This is a genomic window from Aurantiacibacter xanthus (assembly GCF_003584015.1).
Classification (GTDB): Bacteria; Pseudomonadota; Alphaproteobacteria; order Sphingomonadales; family Sphingomonadaceae; genus Alteraurantiacibacter; species Alteraurantiacibacter xanthus.
The window spans coordinates 28,846-47,851 of the sequence record NZ_QXFM01000145.1 but is presented as its reverse complement, the minus strand read 5'-3'; the positions used below and the strand labels follow the sequence as shown (position 1 = coordinate 47,851).

The 19,006-nt window shown below is 58.9% G+C and carries 16 protein-coding genes; 8 read left to right on the top strand and 8 right to left on the bottom strand.

Going from position 1 to position 19,006, the window contains the following annotated elements; translation table 11 throughout:
- Positions 1–104 precede the first annotated feature (104 nt).
- A complete protein-coding gene (locus D2V17_RS20470) occupies positions 105–335 on the bottom strand; it encodes a DUF6437 family protein (RefSeq protein WP_119595022.1) in 231 nt (76 codons plus the stop codon).
- A 326-nt stretch (positions 336–661) separates the two neighbouring features.
- Between D2V17_RS20470 and D2V17_RS20465 the strand changes: the two genes are divergently transcribed.
- Positions 662–898, top strand: coding sequence for a hypothetical protein (locus tag D2V17_RS20465; protein WP_119594987.1), 237 nt, complete (start codon positions 662–664; stop codon positions 896–898).
- A gap of 102 nt (positions 899–1,000) precedes the next feature.
- Here the strand turns inward: D2V17_RS20465 and D2V17_RS20460 are convergent, their stop codons facing one another.
- Positions 1,001–1,201 carry a hypothetical protein gene (locus tag D2V17_RS20460; RefSeq protein ID WP_119594986.1) on the bottom strand — a complete coding sequence of 67 codons (201 nt, stop codon included), beginning with the start codon at positions 1,199–1,201 and terminating at the stop codon, positions 1,001–1,003.
- 434 nt (positions 1,202–1,635) lie between these two features.
- Between D2V17_RS20460 and D2V17_RS20455 the strand changes: the two genes are divergently transcribed.
- The 4 genes from D2V17_RS20455 (at position 1,636) to D2V17_RS20440 (ending at position 7,628) form a co-directional block, all read left to right on the top strand.
- Positions 1,636–1,968 (top strand): ribbon-helix-helix protein, CopG family, encoded by a 333-nt coding sequence (locus D2V17_RS20455; RefSeq protein ID WP_119594985.1) that lies wholly within the window; start codon positions 1,636–1,638, stop codon positions 1,966–1,968.
- A complete protein-coding gene (locus D2V17_RS20450) occupies positions 1,958–4,342 on the top strand; it encodes a type IV secretion system DNA-binding domain-containing protein (protein ID WP_119594984.1) in 2,385 nt (794 codons plus the stop codon). The genes D2V17_RS20455 and D2V17_RS20450 overlap by 11 nt, the downstream gene beginning before the upstream one ends.
- Before the next feature lie 37 nt (positions 4,343–4,379).
- Positions 4,380–7,316: a MobF family relaxase gene (gene mobF, locus D2V17_RS20445; protein ID WP_119594983.1), complete on the top strand. Its 2,937-nt coding sequence runs from the start codon at positions 4,380–4,382 to the stop codon at positions 7,314–7,316.
- 63 nt (positions 7,317–7,379) lie between these two features.
- On the top strand, positions 7,380–7,628 hold the full coding sequence (locus tag D2V17_RS20440; RefSeq protein WP_245978843.1) for a hypothetical protein: 249 nt from the start codon (positions 7,380–7,382) through the stop codon (positions 7,626–7,628).
- A 33-nt stretch (positions 7,629–7,661) separates the two neighbouring features.
- On the opposite strand, the gene D2V17_RS20435 is transcribed toward D2V17_RS20440, so the two are convergent.
- The 4 genes from D2V17_RS20435 to D2V17_RS20420 are packed head-to-tail and all read right to left on the bottom strand — an operon-like array spanning position 7,662 to position 9,239.
- On the bottom strand, positions 7,662–7,859 hold the full coding sequence (locus D2V17_RS20435) for a DUF6961 family protein (protein WP_119594982.1): 198 nt from the start codon (positions 7,857–7,859) through the stop codon (positions 7,662–7,664).
- Positions 7,859–8,167 carry a DUF5818 domain-containing protein gene (locus D2V17_RS21620; RefSeq protein WP_220474174.1) on the bottom strand — a complete coding sequence of 103 codons (309 nt, stop codon included), beginning with the start codon at positions 8,165–8,167 and terminating at the stop codon, positions 7,859–7,861. The genes D2V17_RS20435 and D2V17_RS21620 overlap by 1 nt, the downstream gene beginning before the upstream one ends.
- Positions 8,158–8,583, bottom strand: a complete 426-nt coding sequence (locus D2V17_RS21860) for a thermonuclease family protein (RefSeq protein ID WP_119595020.1) — start codon at positions 8,581–8,583, stop codon at positions 8,158–8,160. Before D2V17_RS21860 ends, D2V17_RS21620 begins: the two co-directional genes overlap by 10 nt.
- A gap of 11 nt (positions 8,584–8,594) precedes the next feature.
- Entirely contained in the window at positions 8,595–9,239 is a 645-nt protein-coding gene (locus D2V17_RS20420) for a S24 family peptidase (protein ID WP_007011047.1), read from the bottom strand.
- Positions 9,240–9,928: 689 nt separating this feature from the next.
- On the opposite strand from D2V17_RS20420, the gene D2V17_RS20415 reads away from it, so the two are divergent.
- The 3 genes from D2V17_RS20415 (at position 9,929) to D2V17_RS20405 (ending at position 14,835) form a co-directional block, all read left to right on the top strand.
- A complete protein-coding gene (locus D2V17_RS20415) occupies positions 9,929–11,932 on the top strand; it encodes a site-specific DNA-methyltransferase (protein ID WP_119594981.1) in 2,004 nt (667 codons plus the stop codon).
- On the top strand, positions 11,933–14,269 hold the full coding sequence (locus tag D2V17_RS20410) for a DEAD/DEAH box helicase family protein (RefSeq protein ID WP_119594980.1): 2,337 nt from the start codon (positions 11,933–11,935) through the stop codon (positions 14,267–14,269).
- A gap of 335 nt (positions 14,270–14,604) precedes the next feature.
- Positions 14,605–14,835 carry a hypothetical protein gene (locus D2V17_RS20405; RefSeq protein WP_119594979.1) on the top strand — a complete coding sequence of 77 codons (231 nt, stop codon included), beginning with the start codon at positions 14,605–14,607 and terminating at the stop codon, positions 14,833–14,835.
- Between the two features lie 4 nt (positions 14,836–14,839).
- Here D2V17_RS20405 and D2V17_RS20400 read toward each other — a convergent pair whose 3' ends face one another.
- Together D2V17_RS20400 and D2V17_RS20395 are read right to left on the bottom strand one after the other, a co-directional pair.
- Positions 14,840–17,542, bottom strand: a complete 2,703-nt coding sequence (locus D2V17_RS20400; protein ID WP_119594978.1) for a conjugal transfer protein TraG N-terminal domain-containing protein — start codon at positions 17,540–17,542, stop codon at positions 14,840–14,842.
- Positions 17,543–17,581: 39 nt separating this feature from the next.
- Positions 17,582–19,006, bottom strand: a complete 1,425-nt coding sequence (locus D2V17_RS20395) for a conjugal transfer protein TraH (RefSeq protein WP_119594977.1) — start codon at positions 19,004–19,006, stop codon at positions 17,582–17,584.

Here is a 19,006-nt window from a genome sequence, read left to right as displayed (position 1 = left end):
AACGACAAGGCTCCGATGGTTCGCGCCATCGGGGCCTTTTTTCTGCTCGCAGGCGTGAACGGCGAGGCGGAGCATCGAGCCCACACCCCGCCGCGGTTGAAGCATCAGGCGGGGGAGAGCCTTTTGAGAGCATCGTCGATTCCGATGGTGAGCGATGCGCGGATGAGCTGCTTCAATTGCGCAGGTTCGATAGTCTCGGCTCCGCATTCAAGAAGAACCTTGCCCAGTTCGCCTGCCGCTTCCTCGCGCAGCCTGGTCTCCTGTGCATCGAGTTCTTCGCGCTGCTCGCGCAGCTTTTTGAGCGCATTACGCGCGCTCGGTTTGGACCTGGCCATCAGATTGTCCTTTCGCTGGCCGTTGGTCCCCTCCACGCGCGACAGTGCCAGCATGGGGCCATGTAGGAAAACGGTTTTTGCCGCGATGCCAGTGCTTCTTACGCTGACGTTGGAGAGGTCTCTCTCGCAGAAAGTCCAAGCGTGATGCGGGCTTTGGGGCCGCGTCAAGGACGACGGGGCCCCACCATTTTTACCGGGCAAGCCCGGCAAAAATCGTTTCCCCCATCGCCGCTTCGCGGCCGCGCTATGCGCGGTCCCTGACCCGGCCCGTCGCCCACATCCTCGCAGCTCCTGATGCGACGCATCGAACATCAGGAGGAAAGATCATGTACGCTTCACTGAATATCGCGCAGGGTTTATTCCAGGCAGATCAGGCAGCCTTCGTTGCCGCACTCGACAAGGCTCATGCCCGGTCCCTTCACAGCTACTTCACCCAATATGTCCTGACCGATGGTGAGGCAGGTTACATCGCGGTCGATGAGGGCGATTACGGCGCACTGCCCAAGGCCATGCTGGACCGGGTCATCGACACAGTGCCTGGAAAGCTGAGCGATGAATTCTGATGCCACACACAAGGAGGAAGTCCGTCAGGGCTTCCTCCTATCTTTTTGCTCGGGTCCCGTATTGTCGCTCCCGCAGGCATCGCGCGAGCATTCCCTGCAGCATCAGTCCTCGGCGTCCGACGCATCGAATTTCTCGAGCCGATCGGGCATGTCGAGTACCTTCATGGCCGCTGCTGATATCGCTTCTGCCTTCGTCGAAAAGGCTTCTGCCGAACTGATCGACACGCCGCTCGAATAGGTCACGGTTGCCTGGAATCCGTTGCCTTTGGGCGTCGCGCTCAGTGTTACATCCGCCGTAGCCATGCTCCTGGTGGGATGCCCGCGATACCATTCTTCCTGCTGGCGGACTCGATCGATCTTTAACACAATCGGCAATCGAGCGGCATGGTATTCATCCCTTGCTTTTGGGACTTCAAAACCGCCGATCCCGTGCTGGTCATGACACTGGAACCTACCCTCTAAGCTGGGGACGGAAGAGCACACCGTACGCGACAAATCGCATTCGGATGGGGTTAAAAAGCATGGTATATCAGTTAGTTGAGAGTATTTTTGCGAAATGGCAGCTTCTCAATCAGAAATGGATGGGCCTGCATCTGCCAATCATATTCGGATGAACAGGGGCTCGAAACGGCGCAATTCCGCGCTCCGCTATGTTCTTGACATGTTCTCATTTCTGATTTAGACAAGCCAGGCCTTTCGCAGTGCGTTCCGGGCTCCTGACCACAAGGAGTCCGTGCATGACACGGCCAAAATCGCTCCAAGTTCATGTTTCCCTCGACCTCGCCGAGCGGGTTCGCGCTGCCGCCAGGCGGCGGGATATCAGCGTCAGCGAATGGATCAGATCGCTCCTGTCGCGGGCCTGCGATGACGACGATCTTGTCTCCAGGCTCGAGACAACGATGGAGCGCGTCAGCCGTCAATCCGTCTTTGTGATGGTCGGCGTCGATGCGCTTCTCGCCGGGCATGCCGATCACAGTCTGCGTGAGCGAGCCCATCAAGCCTACGCGCGCAAATGCAAGGAACTGGGGCTTACCGCAAACGCCGGCGAGGGAGGTTCCGATGAAGCGTAACCTCGTCAACTTCACGCGCGGAAGTCAGCTGCTCGGACATTTCAGCTTCATGTTTGCAGCAGGTCTCAAGGGGCCGCTGATCATCGCCGCCATCGGCATTTCCTGGACTAGCTGGTGGACCATTTCGGCAGGGCTGAGCGATCACGAAGCCTACCTCGTCTGGATGCGAATTTATGCTGCCATCTACGGCTTCATGGAGTTCGATCCAGCCAAACAGGTCGCACTCGAAACGGGGTTTGGAGGAACCGTCCAGCTCCCCATCATCATGCTCGATGCCTATCCGCCGGTGATCAATGCCTGGGATCATCTGCTCGACTTGCTGGGCGATGCTCTGGTGCGTTCGGCCTTGCTTCTCGTGCCGGCCTTCGTGTTGTTCTACTGGTTCGCAGCGCGCTTCGGCAGTCGCTCGAAAGAGCGAAAGCATGAACGCGGGGCCATGCTCGTTACGCTACCGGAACTGGTCGATGAGCTGCGCGGGCACAACCAGCGCGAGCGCGCCCGAGAGCTTTCGAGCGCCATGGGTTGGAAATGGCATCTGTGTTCGCCCAAGGAACTGTCCGCGGCATTTCCATACCGGCCCTCGCATCTTGCGACGGTTGTCTATCCCTGGCGGCTCGAGCAGAGCCATGCCATGCTCATCGGGACCACCGGCATGGGCAAGACAGTCGCCATGTCGGACATGATTGCCGAAGCCCGCGCCAAGGGACAGCGCTGCGTCGTATTCGACCTAACCGGCGCTTTTATCGAACACTTCTACCAGGCCGACCGGGACATCATTCTGAACCCGCTCGACGCGCGCTGTCCGCAATGGAGCCTCTTCGACGAATGCCGCACCGAAGGTGAATTCTGGGCGGCAGCGGAAGCCCTCGTACCCCATGATGGGGGCGGGGAGGCGCAGTTCTGGGTTATCGCGGCGCGTGCCCTATTCGTCGAGTTCTGCCTCAAGCTGGTGGCCGAAGGGCGGGGCACCAATGCTGCGCTTGCCCGCGAACTGATGACCGCTGATCTCTCGCGGGTCCACGCAATGATGCGAGGCACGATCGCTGATCCCCTGACTGCTCCTGAAGCCGCGCGCATGGCGGAATCGATCCGGGCAGTGTTCAACGTGAACGCCAAGGCGCTGAAGCTCCTGCCCACTTCCGGGCGCCGCTTTTCGGTCCGCGACTGGATCGAGGAGGGCGCCCATGACGACGAAGGCACGAACGCCAAAAGAAGTGGCTCGATGGTCTTCATCTCCGCGCGCTACGTCGACATGAGCGTGTGCGCGCAGCTGCTCACGCTGTGGCTCGATACGGCGATGAACACGCTGATGACGATGCCTCGCACCAAGGACCTCAAATGCTGGTTCTTCATCGACGAGCTGGGTGCGCTTCACCGGCTCCCCGCTCTCGAAAAAGGCCTGCAGACGGCGCGCAATTTCGGCGGCGCAATCGTCACCGGCATCCATGCCTATGCCAAGCTCAAGGAGGTCTACGGTGAGAACATGGCGATGACGCTTGCATCGCTTGCCAGGACCAAATTGATCCTCGGTACGGCAGACCGCGAGACGGCCACCTGGTGTTCCGACTTCATCGGTCATCGCCAGGTTCGCGACATGGAAGAAGGCTACACCTACGGCTACAACAATGCCCGCGACGCCGTCAGCCTGACACCGCGCAAGCATATCGAGCCTTTGCTGCTGCCCGACCAGTTGATGAACCTGCCGCGCCTGTCGGGCTTCATCAAATTCCCGGACGGCTTTCCAGCGGCACCGGTTCGCCTGAAACCAATAGACCGGGAAAGAATCGCGCACGTCTTCGTCGGCCGGGCCAAGGATCGAGAGCCCATCCGGCAGGTCGAAGGCAAACCTGAGGGCGGCCAGGCAACTGCCAATCCCCGAGCAGACCAGAGCGAGCATCCCTCGTCGAACGATGACGGGGCAGGCAAGCCTCTCGTCCCAAAGCAAGGTACTCTTCCGCTCGAACCGGCAGCCGTGGCCGATGCCAAACAGGCACGCCAGCAGGCGGCCAAAAAGGCCGAGAAGGACATTACCGACGACACTGAGAAGGCTTCAGGCAAGTCCGGTCATCCGCGAAAATCGTCGCCCCAAGCGCGCAAGGCAACGCCGCGCAATTCCCGTCCGCTGCTGCCGACGAATGCGACGCTCCGAAAAGGCGATCATCCCGATGAGAAGGATCCGTCGAATAGCGCGAAGGAGGGACAACGAAGCGACTTGCCGCGGGCCAAGCCGCCCTCGGATAAGCCGCAAGCCGTCGATCGGACAGCCCAACGCCAGCTAGAGGCGGAGGCCCGCAAGCTCATGCTCGAAGACGGCGTTCCCGAACAGGATCAGCCATCGCACGAGGGTCCCGATCTCGGCGATTTTGAACTGTGACGCACGAGGCAGACGCCGCCGGGCGGAGTGAGACCTGATGCTCTCTGTAGCCAATGTCCGCACTGCTGGCGGCGCTGCCAACTACTTTGCCGCCGACAATTACTACACCCGCGCCGATGCCGAGAGGTCGGGTCAATGGCTTGGTAAAGGCGCGGAGACGCTTGGACTGCGAGGCGTTATCGAAGCCTCGCAGTTCGAGGCCGTGCTCAAGGGCAGGCTGCCCGATGGAAGCCGTGTCGGGACCGACAACAGGGCCCATCGCGCTGGCACTGACCTCACATTCTCGATGCCCAAGAGCTGGTCCATCCTTGCCCTCGTCGGCGGCGACAGGCGTATCCTCGATGCCTATGGCGCTGCCGTCCGCGAGACGCTGGCCTGGGCCGAGAAAAATCTCGCCGAAACCCGCATGGATGTCCGAGGTAAGGAGCGAGTGGTCGCGACACGCAATTTTGTGATCGGTCTTTTCCAACACGATACCAACCGCAATCAGGAGCCCAACGCGCACTTTCACGCCGTGATTGCCAATGTCACCCAGGGACCCGATGGCAAATGGCGAGCGCTGAGAAACGACAAGCTCTGGGAGCACAACACGCTGCTCAATGCCATGACCATGGCGCGCTTCCGCCTGGCGGTCGAAAAGCTCGGCTACCAGGTTGGGGAATACGGCAAGCATGGCAATTTCGAAGCGGTGGGCGTTCCTAAACCCGTGCGTGATGCCTTCAGTTCGCGCCGCGCCGAGATCCTCGACAAGCTTTCGACGATGGAGAGCAAGGGCCTCGCTGCGCGTAACGCGGCCAATCTGATGACCCGCGCCGACAAAGGGCCAGTGGCAGACCGCCAGGCTCTCGTGAGCCAATGGCGTGAGGCAGCCGCGCAGCTGGACTTTGATCCGAGACTTGTCATTGCGCAGGCCAATGCACGGGCCGCCACCGACATTGGCTCCGTCTCCGGAATTGGAAATTTGGTGCGATCGATCGGCCAGCGGGCGCGCCTTCTGGCTGCGACCTTCGCGGAGCGTCTGGGGCTGCGTGAGGGCGACCCGCTTGTGCCTCGCGACATGGGGCGCCGGACGCCCGAGCAGATCGCGGCGGTTCATGCGGTTGCATCGGCGATCCGGCACTTGGGCGAACGCGACGCGGCCTTCTCGCGGACCGAGATTTATCGCTCAGCGCTTGGCTTTGCCTTGCCCACCACGCTCACCGACATCGAACACCGCGTCGACCAATTGCTGCGCCAAGGCCACCTGCAAAAAGGCAGGGGCGCAGATCGGAATCTTGTCACAACCCGCGATGCGATCGGGCTCGAACAGCGCATCATTGCGGCCGTCGAAAGCGGACGGGGACATGGCATAGCCGTGGTCGAAGCTGATGTAGCCGGAGAGCGCCTTCAGGCGCTCTCCCAGCTCAAATACGGCCTGACATTGAACCACGGCCAGGAAGGGGCAGGGCGCCTGCTTCTCGCCTCCCACAACCGGATTGTCGCGATCCAAGGCGTAGCTGGCGCCGGCAAGAGTACCGTTCTCAAACCCGTTGCAGACATCTTGCGCGAGGAAGGCAAGTCCGTGCTCGGGCTCGCAGTCCAGAACACGCTCGTGCAGATGCTCGAGCGTGACACCGGCATACCCTCGATGACGGTTGCGCGCTTTTTACACCAACATCAGGGCCTTCTGGAAGGAGCGGACCAGGCGAGGCTTGCCGAAGCCCGCGCGTCTCTGCGCGGCACCACGGTGCTGCTCGACGAAGCCTCGATGGTCGGCAATGCCGACAAGGAAAAGCTCGTGCGCCTCGCCAACCTGCTCCAGCTCGACCGCTTCGCGAGCATCGGGGACCGTAAGCAATTGGGCGCTGTCGATGCGGGCAAACCTTTCGATGTCATGCAGAAGGCAGGCGTCGAAATCGCCGTCATGAACACCAATCTTCGGGCGCGCGAGAAGGCACTGCGCGACGCTCAATATGCAGCCCAGGGCGGACATATCGATGAGGCCTTGCGGCATCTTGGTCCGCATGTCGTCGCGTCGGGAAATACAGCCGCCGTCGATGCTGCGGCGGCCTGGCTCTCGCTATCGCCGGTCGAGCGCGAGGTCACCGCGATCTATGCGTCGGGTCGCAACTTGCGCGGACAGGTGAATGACGCTGTCCAGATTGGGCTCAAAGCCAATGGGGAGTTGGGGCCGGGTTCCTTGCGTCTCAATGTGCTGTCGCGCGTCAATCTGACGCGTGAGGAAATGCGCTATGCGCGCAGCTTTGCGGCCGGCATGGTGCTCGAAGTCGACCGCCGGCAACGGGGGCAGGGCCTTCAGAGAGGGCGCTATGAGGTGATCGAAGCCGATCCCACCCGCGAACGCGTGATGCTGCGGAACGAGCGGGGCAAGCGCTTTGAATTCCGGCCAGGCCAGATGCGGCCGCAGGGTGATCAGGATCCGCTGCGCCTGTTTGAGGTTCGCCCGCTCGAAATCCACGATGGCGACCGCATCCGCTGGACGGCGACCGATCACAAGCGCGGCCTGCTCAACGCCGATCAGGCGCGCATCGTGGCGGTTGATGCGAAGGGTGTCACGGTGAAAACCTCGCTTGGCGCCGAACACCGGCTGGGGCTAGGCGACCCCATGCTCGAGCGTCTTGATCTCGCCTACGCGCTCAATGCGCATATGGCGCAGGGCTTGACCTCTGACCGCGGGATTGCCGTCATGGACAGCCGCGAACGCAATCTTGCCAACCAGCAGACATTCCTCGTCACAATAACCCGTCTGCGCGACGGTCTGACCCTGTTTGTCGACAATGCGGGCAAGCTCGAAGCAGCCGTTGAGCGCAATCCGGGAATGAAGCGCTCGGCGCTCGAAACGGTCAATCAGCTGCGCGATGCGGCAGCAACGGGCCAGGCGAAGGGCAAGGCGCCTGATCGTTCGCAAGAACCGGCTCGCGAGCCGCCCGAACTTGATCGCTCGATCACCAAGCCCTTCGAAATCGGAATCTGACGCAGCGTCTATCCGCATGGGTTCATATGGCACCGGTTGACTGTTAGTTCTGTTTTTGTTCTCATGGCGGCCATGTCCCGAATCGCCGATGAAATCCTGTTCACGCATATCGAAGTCGCGCTTGCGGTTGCGTCCGAGGCAACGCTTATCGGGCTCGGCGCTGACGATCCTCGAACCCAGCGCAATGCTCGTGTCGATCTCGCGCGCCATCTGGTCGAACGCATGCAGGGTTTGGAGATCGAGAGAGAGGGGAATGCGGGCAGGAGCTCTCAGCCCACTCTCTTTCCGGGCGATCTATCGCCGATAGGCTAACCGCTGTTGTGACTTGGCTGAGGCAGTTCTGGTTTATTGAAGCTGGGTCGGGCCTTCCTTGCCCATCAGCTCCGCCACGCGTTTGGCAATGGCTTTCCAGGTGGCGATGCCCACCTCGTCCTGTGCAAGCGCCAGCGCGCCGATCTGCTCGGCGACATGAAGCGGTGCATTCTCACCGTGGGTCTTCAGGACCTGGTTGGCACAGGCCCAGAGTTCCCAATCGCTCAGCATCAGCCGAGACGTCCAAAGAAGCCGAGGAAGAACGCGATCAAACCGTAGCCCACGACACTGCATGCCAAGAGTAGTTCGATATCAAATTTGGAGCGAGGAGGGCGGGGTTGTCCTGCTGGCCAGATCTGATCGCAGATGAGCTCATTGAAACCGCCGCGGCGTCCGCAGACTTCCACTTCGCATCCAAGCAACCGGCGTGCTCCACGCCCGGTGTCGAGCTCCCACACCCCGCCGCCCGAATGCAGTTCAAGTCCGAAGGGGCCTTCGGCAAGACGGCCTGTCAGACAGAGTTCCGGGCCTAGCGGCATGCAGGCCCTTTCCAGTAGCGATCCCAGCGCAGCACTGTGCGTGTCTGGATCATCGCGCAGGAGAGATTGGCTCCGTTCGGTAGTCGGCACCAGGCAGCCGTCCGGTTGCCGCCTGCCGAACCTTCCGACCGGCACGTCAATCTCGGTCCACGAACCACGACGTGCCTTGTCGAGATGGTACCGCGAGGGCCACCAAGAAGATCGACGAGCGCGTCGCGCGCTTCGATAGCCGACGCGTCGGGGCAGGGCTGGTTGGTCCGGCATGTCCCGTCCATTTCGCGCGCGGCGATTCCTGCAATGCGGACATGGGGGCCTTCGGCGCACCATATGGGCCCGTCGCCATCCCAGACATGCGTGGGCGTGCAGGTAAAGGTCTGGCCGGCAGCGACGATCGAGGCAGCAAGAAGCGCAAGCATGGGTTCGCTACCTAGCGCAGCGCGCGGCCGAACCAAAGCACGCGGCCGACAATATTGATCGTCCGCTTCTCCAGACCGCGCCAGCTAGGATAGGCCGGATTGTCGCTGAGTACAGAAACCCGCTTGCCCTGCGGTTCGATAGCGACCCTCTTGACGCTGAGCATGTCATCCATGCGCAGCACATAGATCCCGTCGCGCAGCCGCGACTGTCCATCATTCAGGTCAACCATGACTTCATCGCCGTCATGCAAGGTCGGCTCCATCGAATCCCCGTGCACGGCGATGATCGAAAGGCTCGTTGCCTTGCTTGCGGTCAGACGGCGCAGCCACTTCTCGTCGAATCCGAACTGGGCGCATTTGGATTCCATTTCGGCCAAAGCGCCGTGCCCTGCCGAGGCTTCGACATCGAGAACCGGGACATGGACCAGTTCGACGACTGGGCCGGATCGCCGTTCGGGCGCACCGAGGATCTTCTCGTCTACACCGAAGAAGCGGGCGAGCACGGAGCGGTCCTGCTCGTCCAGTTGCCGGGGACTGCCGCGACGGATGTATTGCTGGATGTAGGCCGCGTTGCGTCCAAGAAGGCGAGAAATCGAGGAGTAATTACAGCCTCGTTGCTGGATCAGATCGTCCAGTGCTTTGCGTGCATCTTCCATCGCTGCGGGTCCTATCGCATCCGTCTAGGAAATTCGATCCTAGACTCTAGGAAGCCTTCCTAATAAGAACATAACAAGAACGCAAGCGGAAAGCGAGTCGAAGGCGATGGAACTCCTGGAGCAGATTGAGGGCTATTTGGCGCGAAGCGGTACGAAGGCTAGCATGTTTGGGAGGGACGCGGTCGGAGACCCCCGGTTCGTTCAAGACCTGCGCGAGGGACGGCAGCCGAGGCGTAAGACGCAGCAGAGGGTCAGGCAATTTCTAGCGGAAAGGGACTGAGTTCTCGCTTCTTCCGCCCACGACGCGGTATTTCATGTCTTCAGAACCGTCTGACAAAGCCCGACGTACTTGCACGCGATGGTCTATCGGTGAAATTGTCCGCCAGCGTCAGTCTGCATTGGTGATTGGAGGTGCATACCAAATGACAACCGATAAAAGAACGGAGTTCATAACGGCACGCTGCGACAAACGATTATGGCTCTGCAGCGGGCGAAGCTGGCCGGAATCGGCACGTGTTTCGAAGGTCCAGCGATAGTCGACTATGAGCGAAATGTGCTCCTAGCCAAGAGCCGGATTGTCTGTCTAGAAGATCAAATCAGGGCGGGGCATTGCCGACAAAGGCGGAACACACTAGGAACATTCTGGCGGCAGACGGGCCGCACTTGAGAGATGAATAGGGCGCGCATTAATGTCGATACCGCAGGCCGATGAGTTGGGCAGAGAGCTAGCGAAGCTTGATCGCGATGACCTAGAACGAATGGTGCGGGGTTTGCTCACGAATGGGGTGGCTCTGAGTTTTCACGGCAAGCGTACAGCTATGGAGATTGCCCGCCGCGTCAGGCCGCGTGTGACCCGGCGAGAAGCGAAGCTGCATGTTGGCCCCGCAGCAGATCAGGCGAGGAACCTGTTGATTGAGGGTGAAAACCTTCAAGCTATGGTCACGCTCTACAAATATCGCGGTGAGGTCGATCTGATCCTAACTGACCCCCCTTACAATACGGGTCAGTATTTTCGATATAATGACCGGTGGGATAGCGATCCAAATGACCCTGAGCTTGGCACATTGGTCGCCAAGGAAGATGGGTCCCGCCACACTAAGTGGATAAAAGCAATGATGCCACGACTTCAGGTGATGAAGTTGATGCTCAAGCCATCTGGCGTCATTGCCGTCTGTATTGATGACAACGAGCTGTACCATCTTGGGATGATGATGGACGAGGTCTTTGGTGAGGAAAACCGGCTCGGCATAATCAACTGGCAGAAGGCATACTCTCCCAAGAACGATGCTAAGACTGTATCAAAAACCACGGAATACGTCCTCGTATATGCCAAGGATAAGTCGCGTTCTCGCACTGGCCGCGTCGACTTTGATCGTGGATCGATTAAGAACCTTGATAGTGATCCGAATGGCGATTGGATTCCAAGCGATCCGACTGCGCGCCAGCACCGGAAGGATACCGCTTATGCCATCCAATCGCCAGTAACCGGGAACCTTCACTATCCCAATGGCGAATACCGCTTCGACGGGCTGCTACCCGAAGCCCGATCGCACTGGGTCAACTTTACGAAAACTGAGGCCAAAGCATACTTGGCGGAGTGGGGATCGCCTTATGTCGAAAAGGACTTAGGGGACGGTCGTGGTAAAGCCCTCGTTATTAAGGGTTCGGGCGTCACACTAGAGAATTATGATCCGTCCAACGATCCAGCCGTTATCAAGGCAGCGGAGCGCGCCCTTGCACGTCGCAATGCTGGCAACTGGCCAAGCCTCTATTTCCGCGATGACAAGAGCCGGCGGCCCGGCCATGGGCGGCCTCGGCTAAAGACCTATGTCGATCGGATCAAAGAGGGAAAGGTTCCAACGACGTTCTGGGACGAGGACCAATACGGCGCCCCGGTCGACATCGGGTCGGTCACGTGGCCCCATGCTGAATCAGGCCACACCGATCTCGCCAAGCGCGAATTAGACGAGGTAGTAGGACGCGATCACGGCTTCGATACCGTCAAGCCGCTCCGCCTATTGAAGAAGATTATCCAGATTTGGTGTCCCGATGGCGGTCTGGTTATGGACCCATATGCCGGGTCTGGTTCGACCGGTCATGCGGTCCTTGAGATGAACGCAGAGCAAGACGCTGCTCGCCGCTTCATCCTTATCGAACAAGGCGCACCTGAAAATGGTGATAAGTACGCCCGGACCCTGACTTGGAAACGACTGCGTAACGCTGTCACCGGAGAAAGGCCGAATAACGCAAAGGCGGAACCCTTGGGCGGCGGCTTTGAATATCGCCTTCTCACAAAGACTATTGATGCGAAAACTGTGCTGTCAATGCAGCGAAATGAACTGATTGATATAGTGCTGACTTCGCATTGGGAAAACCAACGCCGAAGCGCACCAAATCTCAGCGTTTTTGATAACGCAGATTATCAATACCTGATTGGAACGGACGATGACGGCGAAGGCTATTTTCTGATCTGGGATAACGGCGGTCCAGTCGGCTCCCTCGATTTGGATACGTATAAAACTGTCGTGACAGAAGGAAAGCGCGCTGGGGTGAAAACGCCGTACCACGTCTATGCGCGGTACGAGACGTTCCAGTCCCCTAACGTAAGGTTCTGGAAAATTCCCGATCGCATCTTGGCTCATCTTGGCCTTAATGAGAACGATGAATTTAATAACCCAGAAGGGACGGAATAAGTGGAGCTTTTCGGGTTTCAGGAGCGGGCGGCTTCCTCTATTGCAGAGCGCTTTGCAGAGTACGCTATCAATCCACTCATGGTTGATAGAACCACAACCGTGCCTTTCATTCAAACCCTAGTATCGATTACCGGCAGCGGTAAGACACTTATTCTTGCTGACGCCGTATCCCAGATTCGTGATCGTCTGCCTATACAGCCAATTGTCCTTTGGGTTTCAAAGGGAAAGATCGTTGTATCTCAAGCGTATTCCAATCTTTCGGCCGGGAAATATGCCGATAATCTTCCGGGCTTTACTGTTAAGCCTCTCCTTCAGGTTGCACCATCGGATCTGGAGGATTCAACACGTCCGGTACTTTTAGTAGCGACAGTCGGCAAATTTGCAGTCGAGGATGAAGAGGGCGGGGATCGTAAGGTCTTTGAGGCGCAGCTTGATTTAGCCACTGATTCCCTGTGGGAGCTGCTAAAGCGTAGGCGGGCGGCGAGCGGCGCGCGACGTCCGCTAATTGTGGTTTATGACGAAGGGCATAATCTATCGGACCTCCAGACGCGCAGGCTATTAGAGCTGTCACCTGACGGACTGATCGCCGCAAGCGCGACGATGACGCTTCCATCCCGTCTGGAGAACACCATTACCCGCCTACGCACTGATCGAGGCTGGCAGGATAGTCAGTTTACAACGGCAGTAGCCAGCAAAGATGTCGTCTCGGCAGGACTGGTGAAAGAGCGAATTGCCATTGGCGGTTATGTCACTCCCATGGAAACGGCCGTTGATGCTATGCTGTCGGACATGGCGGAAGCTAGAGCTGCCGCCGCGCTACTCCCGGCTCCATACAAACCAAAGGCAATATACGTTTGCAGCACAAATACTGTTGATGGAGTTCCGATAGCTGAGGATACGAAGCGACCATTTAATGAGAGGCAGGCTCGCCCTATTCTTATTTGGCGGCATCTTGTAGAAAATGCGAAAATCGATCCGTCGAAGATCGTCATATACAGTCAGTTAAAGTTTACCAAAGATGCTCCAGCCCCCAAGGGGATGCGGGTTCTGTCTGGTGGTGATAAGGATTACACTGACTTCATTGAAGGCGATTTTGAACACATCATCTTCAACCTTGGCCTGCAAGAAGGCTGGGACGATCCAACTTGTGGATTTGCCTATATTGATAAAGAAATGGCGTCACCAAGACAAATAACGCAGGTCATCGGTCGTGTTCTTCGTCAGCCTGGCGCAGAACACTATACAAATCCTGTCCTAAACACCGCACACTTTTATATCCGCACAGACGAACGCGGTGTCTTTGATGAAATTCTTGATGATATTCGTCGTCAGCTTGTGTCAGAGCATCCTGCGGTGTCGCTGCTGATTAAGTCTGATAGCACCGGCAGGGTTATGGAGAAGGTGCATCCGGAGCCACCTCGCACGGTCCCGACAATTGGCATTCACTCTGCAAAGGCGAAGGACCCGATCGCCAACCTTATAAACAAGATGATGGACTTTTCCGCTGGTGGCCCAAACACGGTGGGTCAAGGAAGCCGTATGCTAGTCCTTCAGGAAATTGGAGCTGGAGCAGAGTCATCTTTTGAATGGATTGAAGTAGAGCATAGCAATCGCGTCACCGTACGATCAATATTTAGGCGAGAACTTCAAAGGCTCTATGCCGGCGCGCTACGGCGTGCTGGTGGCCCCGTCAATCTTGTCGATATCGAGTTGCCAAAATTTGATGCGATGATTGAGCTAACTAGCCCTGCGGCGGATCATGTCCGATCCGTGGCTAGGTCAGTTGTAGAAGCTTACATTGCCCATTCTCGAATCTTTCAAAATGATTTTGATGCACCCTATTCAGTGGGCCCGGTGGCAATCGATCTTCGCGATGCGACCGATTTTAGTAAATCACTGCACGCGAAATATTCTGGGCTAAATCCACTTGAACTACGCTTTTGTCGCGCGCTTGACCGCACCCAGCGAGTATGGGCGCGAAATCCGCGAAACAGTGGATTTTACATCCCCCTTTTGGATTTAGCGTCGTCATCTACCTACTGGCCCGATTTTCTCGTCTGGGTAGATAAGACCGTCATCGCTATCGATACAAAGGGCGATCATCTTTTGGCTGAAGCGAGCGTTGGCAAGCTTTTTGATATTGATACTCTCGGCGAGCCTGCAAAGGTTGTGCTGAGACTCATTTCCGAAGGCGAGGCCGAAGCATTACCCTCCGGCCAGATCAACAAAGTCGGGAAGCTCGGCTTCACTGTATGGAGTTGGAAAAACGGCAGACTGCATGGAATCCATGCTTCGGATGAGCGAGCCGCGATAAAGCTAGCGTTGGACCTATCATAATGATGACGGCTAATGGGAACGGGGCGACCATGGTGGGCGCCCCCCGTTGGGGTCGCGAGGCGCGTGTGATGACGGCAGCGGGACACCGCTTACTTTGATTTCAGATGTCACGTAGTTGATCGTTACTCGACAGAAACTGCGGCGCGTCGCTCACAGTAGGACTGGTAGTGCCAATGTCCGCTTACTCAAATTTCGTTGCCACAAGCTGATCGAGCGGATTGTCGCCGCACGCAGTCATCGCAGAGTAAAGGCGCGCGTGTGGCACACGAGCGCGAGGGCGCGAGTTTCCGCTGTCTTTGAGCCATTGTTTTCGCTATGTTCCAAGGAGAAGCAATGTGAACGCGATCATGACGAATTTCGACATTGAGAATGCAGAGACGCGCGGACCCCGCAAGTGGGAAGGGCTGTCTGAGATCGATCAGGCGATCCATGACAATCGTCTGATGGAGTATCGGATCAAGAAGTCCTGGGCCGATCCTTGGGGACGGAAACTCACAATCGCGGTATTTCTAGTTCTCGCGATTTTCGCCTCCTTTGTCCTCTACTGGGATGTCTTGAAGGGCTGAAACTCTACCATTCCTTGACGTCATCGGCTGCTTCCGCGCTTGCTCCATGCGCTCCTTTGGTAACCTCGTCCAGACGTCCTCTGGATCCGCGGATCCGCTGGCGACCGGCATCCTGAGCGCGCAGCACTTCGTCGTGAACATTGCCCGGGTCCACCTGCGGCACGGTTCCTGAACCCCCTCCACCAATTTGGGCACGACCACGGATAGATTCGGGTCCTGTCACCGAAGGGCGCGAGATTGGCTGTCCTGGCGTCAGTACGAGCCTCTCCTCGATTCCGTCGCGCAGCTGTTCCGCGTAGCTTTCGATGAATTTGCCCTGCAGCGCCTGACCTTCCGGGCTGAGCTGGAAGGACAGGTCGTCGAAGCGGACATTGCCGTAGAAGTCGCGATTGCGTTCAATTTCGACCAAACCCCATTCGCGGTAGGCCTGTGACAAGTTTAGGCTGCCTGCGGCGCTGTTACCTTCAAAGAACGATGCCTGGCTTTCGAGGCGGTTCGCCAGTTCCTCAGCCCGCCGTGCTTCGCGACTGTAACTCTGGGCCTCGGTCAGCGAAGCGTTCATGCCACTCGCGGTCGACGAAATCGAGGAACTCGACGAGGTGCTGACGCTGCGAACAAATCCATCGCGCGTGCTCGACCAGTTCCGACTGTCCGACATCTGCGCGAGGCTCCCGAAGATGCGTGAGCGGTCTTCGGATGCGATGCCGATGTCGCTGTCAGTCCACGATTGGTTTCGCCCACCCTTCGCTCCGATATTCGCGGAAGCCACACCATTCGTCACACCAGCGCTGGCGCCGGCCTCGCCGTTAAGGAACCAGGCAACAGTAATGTCGTCAGCGGCCTTTCGTGATAGGCCGAACTGACGCTGCAGGTTGGTGGACGCCTGGTCGACCTCGCTGAAGGCGGTCTGGATGCTGTCGGAGTTCGATGTGCCGGTTGCGCTCTCGAAAGCCGATCCGCGGCTGAATTGGCTGCGCAGCTCCCGGAACTTCGTGACCGCGCTGGTGGTCGATTCCGTCGCAATGTTCGCATAGCTCTCGCTGTTCGAGCGGGCCTGCGATGCCATCGTCGACAGGCGCGAGGTGAACTCCTGTCCGAGGCTGGGCGTGAAGGGATAGCTCGAGTTCGGAAGCTGGTCATAGCTGGCTTCAGGGAAACTCGTCGTCATCGAGCCCGTGTCGCTGAATGTGCGGGTCTGCGCCGCGCCATAAGTGAAGCTTGGCGCGATCGTCCCTTGTGCGAACTGGCGCGTCAGAACGCTCGAATTCTCGAAGCTGGTATTGCCCAGCGAGACGTTGCCCGTGCTCGCCTCGCGCGCCGCTTCCTCGGCCGCGTTCTGGCTCGGATTGAGATAGCTAGTCGCATGGTGTGAAATCGCCATGGCGCCCTTGGCAACGCCGCCTGCCAGAAACGGCACCGAGGCGATGAGATAGCCTGCAAGCAGCCCGATATCGCTGTTCACATCGGCCATGCCGGTGAAGCTTGCAAGACTGAGACCATTGCCACCGGCAACCGCGCTCATGTCCGCGGCGCCTTTGTACATCAGCATCATGTGCAGAATCACGAACAGCGGCCCCCATGCTGCCAGGTAGAAGAAACCTGTCACATAGCCTTTGAGTGCCAGCGGCCCGGTCTTGGGCAGCAGGAACAGCGGGAAGAGGACCGGAAACAGGGCGTAAAAGAGCACGGTCAGCACGACATTGAGGAGCGGCACCCACTTCATCGCGTTGCTGGCGATCGAACCATAGGTCCGCTCGGTCTGAATATCTGCGCGCGTCTGAGCGTAGACATCGACATTGCCCGCGCCGCTCGTCGCCGCCATCGAATGCATGGCCTGGCTCATCGCGTTGATCGTCAGCGTTTGCTTGAAGATCTCGGTTGCATTCGCGGAGACTCCACTGAGATACTGGTAGGCCACTGGCAGGTCGGCAAAGAGCTTGGCCTTGGCGAGGGCGGCAGTCTGGTTGGGATAGAGCTGGCGCCCGAATACCGTGCCCATTGCGTCGATCAGTCCGGCCCACTGCGTGTTCAGCGCATCATAGGCCTCACGGCAGGTGATGATGTTGGATGTTACCTGTCCAGTCCCCGCATCGCGGGTCAGGAAGCGCTGGGCCCGCGCCTGGCTGCCGGGGGCAATGGTCGCCCAGATATCGCCCGATTCGGCGAGTTCCTTCATTGAATAGCGGCCAAGCAGCACGTCGTAGAACACGCATTGCCGGAAATGCTCATCGAGATTGGCGGCAAATTCCGGGTCGGAAATGCGCAAGGACCGCGTGGCATCGTAGAGCCGCGCGCCGTAGATCATGCCATTCTTCGAGTAGTTGAGATCGCCCGGCATCCCGAACACCACCTCGGCAGAGCCAGTCAGATAGTCGCCGACCTGGCTCGTGAAGCTCGCCATCAGTGCAAGCCCCAGCGGCACATTGCTGACATTGGCAGGGGCGAGACTGGGGTTTAGCCGGTCGGTCACATGGACGTCGAGCCGCGGCACCATCAGGCACGAATAGATCAGTGTCGCACCAAGGAACCAGTTGATCCAGGCCCGCCAGTCCTGATTGAAGGCCAACGTAATTGCGGAGAGGCCGAGCCCCATGACCATGACGACCTGCAGAAGGCTCTTGTAGCCCCCATTGCCCGTCCAGGCGGCGACCGCCTGAAAGACATTGACCAGGTAGTCGCCGCCGCCAACCGTGAAAATCTCGACCATGATGCTGGGCTCCCGCCGCTTTCGGCGCGCTGAAAGGGATCAGTGGGTAAGGGCGCGCGACTGCACGCCGCGCGACCAGTCGAGCGAGGCGGCCATGCCCGGCGACATCGAGGCGGCGAGCACGTTCTCGATGAACGCGGTCTTCTCGATGATCTGCATGATGGCGTTGACCTTGAGGTGCGTGTTCGCCTGCCTGTCGGCGAGTGCCTGCCGAACGACATTCACCTGGCCCTGCCACATCGCGATCTTGGCTTCGTCCGCGCCGATAAAGCTCGACATCGAGCGACCCGCCTCGCTGACGATCCGGTCGAGGACCGCGAACAGCAGGTCGACGCTGGCGATCTCCGCCAGCGTCTCGCGATCGTCGGTTGGCATCCCGCGGCCATAGGCCGCCTGGACCGTCAGGATCTTGTAAAGCGGGATCGAAGCCACCTGGAGCAGCTCCTTCTGCGCGTCGGTGATCGCGGTGTCGTCATTGATTGCCTGGATCATGCCGGCGATCAGGGCCGCAACGCGCGGGCGCAGCGCCTTTGATGCGGGAAGGCTGAGCGACTTGAAGCCGGGATCGAGGCACTTGTCCGGCTCGTCGCAGTCGAAGATCAGGACGTTCCCGTTGCTCGTTCCATCGAGCAGTGAAGTAACCAGCGTCGAGGACGCTTCCCCAACGATCGGCACAAACTTGCCCGGCTCATCGTCCGTTGGGGGCACGTAGATTATCGTGCCGAGCAGCGTCATCGCATATTCGGCAAGTTCCTCGTCAAAGGTGCCATTTGGCGAGAAGAACGCGGATTTCTTGAGGATCGTCCAGGTGTAGTTCCTCGCCACGGCAGGATTGACGTCGTCATATTTGCCTGCGCCTTGCGCCGTGGTGCTCGAACGCTGGCCCTTGGTTCCGCAGCCATGCTTGGCGGCGGCATAGTCGGTAAAGATGCCTTCCGAATTGCCGATCGCCTCGCAGATCGCCTTGTCGGCCAGATCGCCCTTGGGCCAGATGCCGCCCACCAGCCCCTGCGCCATCTCGCAGGAGTTGATGTTGAGGTTGTTCATGAGCTGAGCCTTCTGGCTGAACTCCTGCATGATCTTCGAGCATTCCGGGCAGACCGTGTCGATCGCCAGGCTGAAAGCGAAGCCGACCGCATTGTTGGCCACCGCCTTCAGCATCGCGACGATCTCGCTCGCGTTGATGAAGCTGAAGGACCCGGCAAAAATGTCGATACCGCCGCACCCCGCACGGGCGCGCGGCAGTTGCAGGTTGGCGATGTTGGTCGTCTTCTGAGGAAAGCGCGTCCAGACATTGCCGAGGCTGTAGTATCCGGCCGACTGGCCTTCGAATGCGGTCGGCCCATTGATATTCGCAGCGCCGCCGACATCGTTGAGGAACGAGTCCATCGAACTGCCGACATCGGCCGATGCACTGGTAAGGGGCAGGGTGGCCGCGAGGATCGCGGCGACGGCACGTTTCAT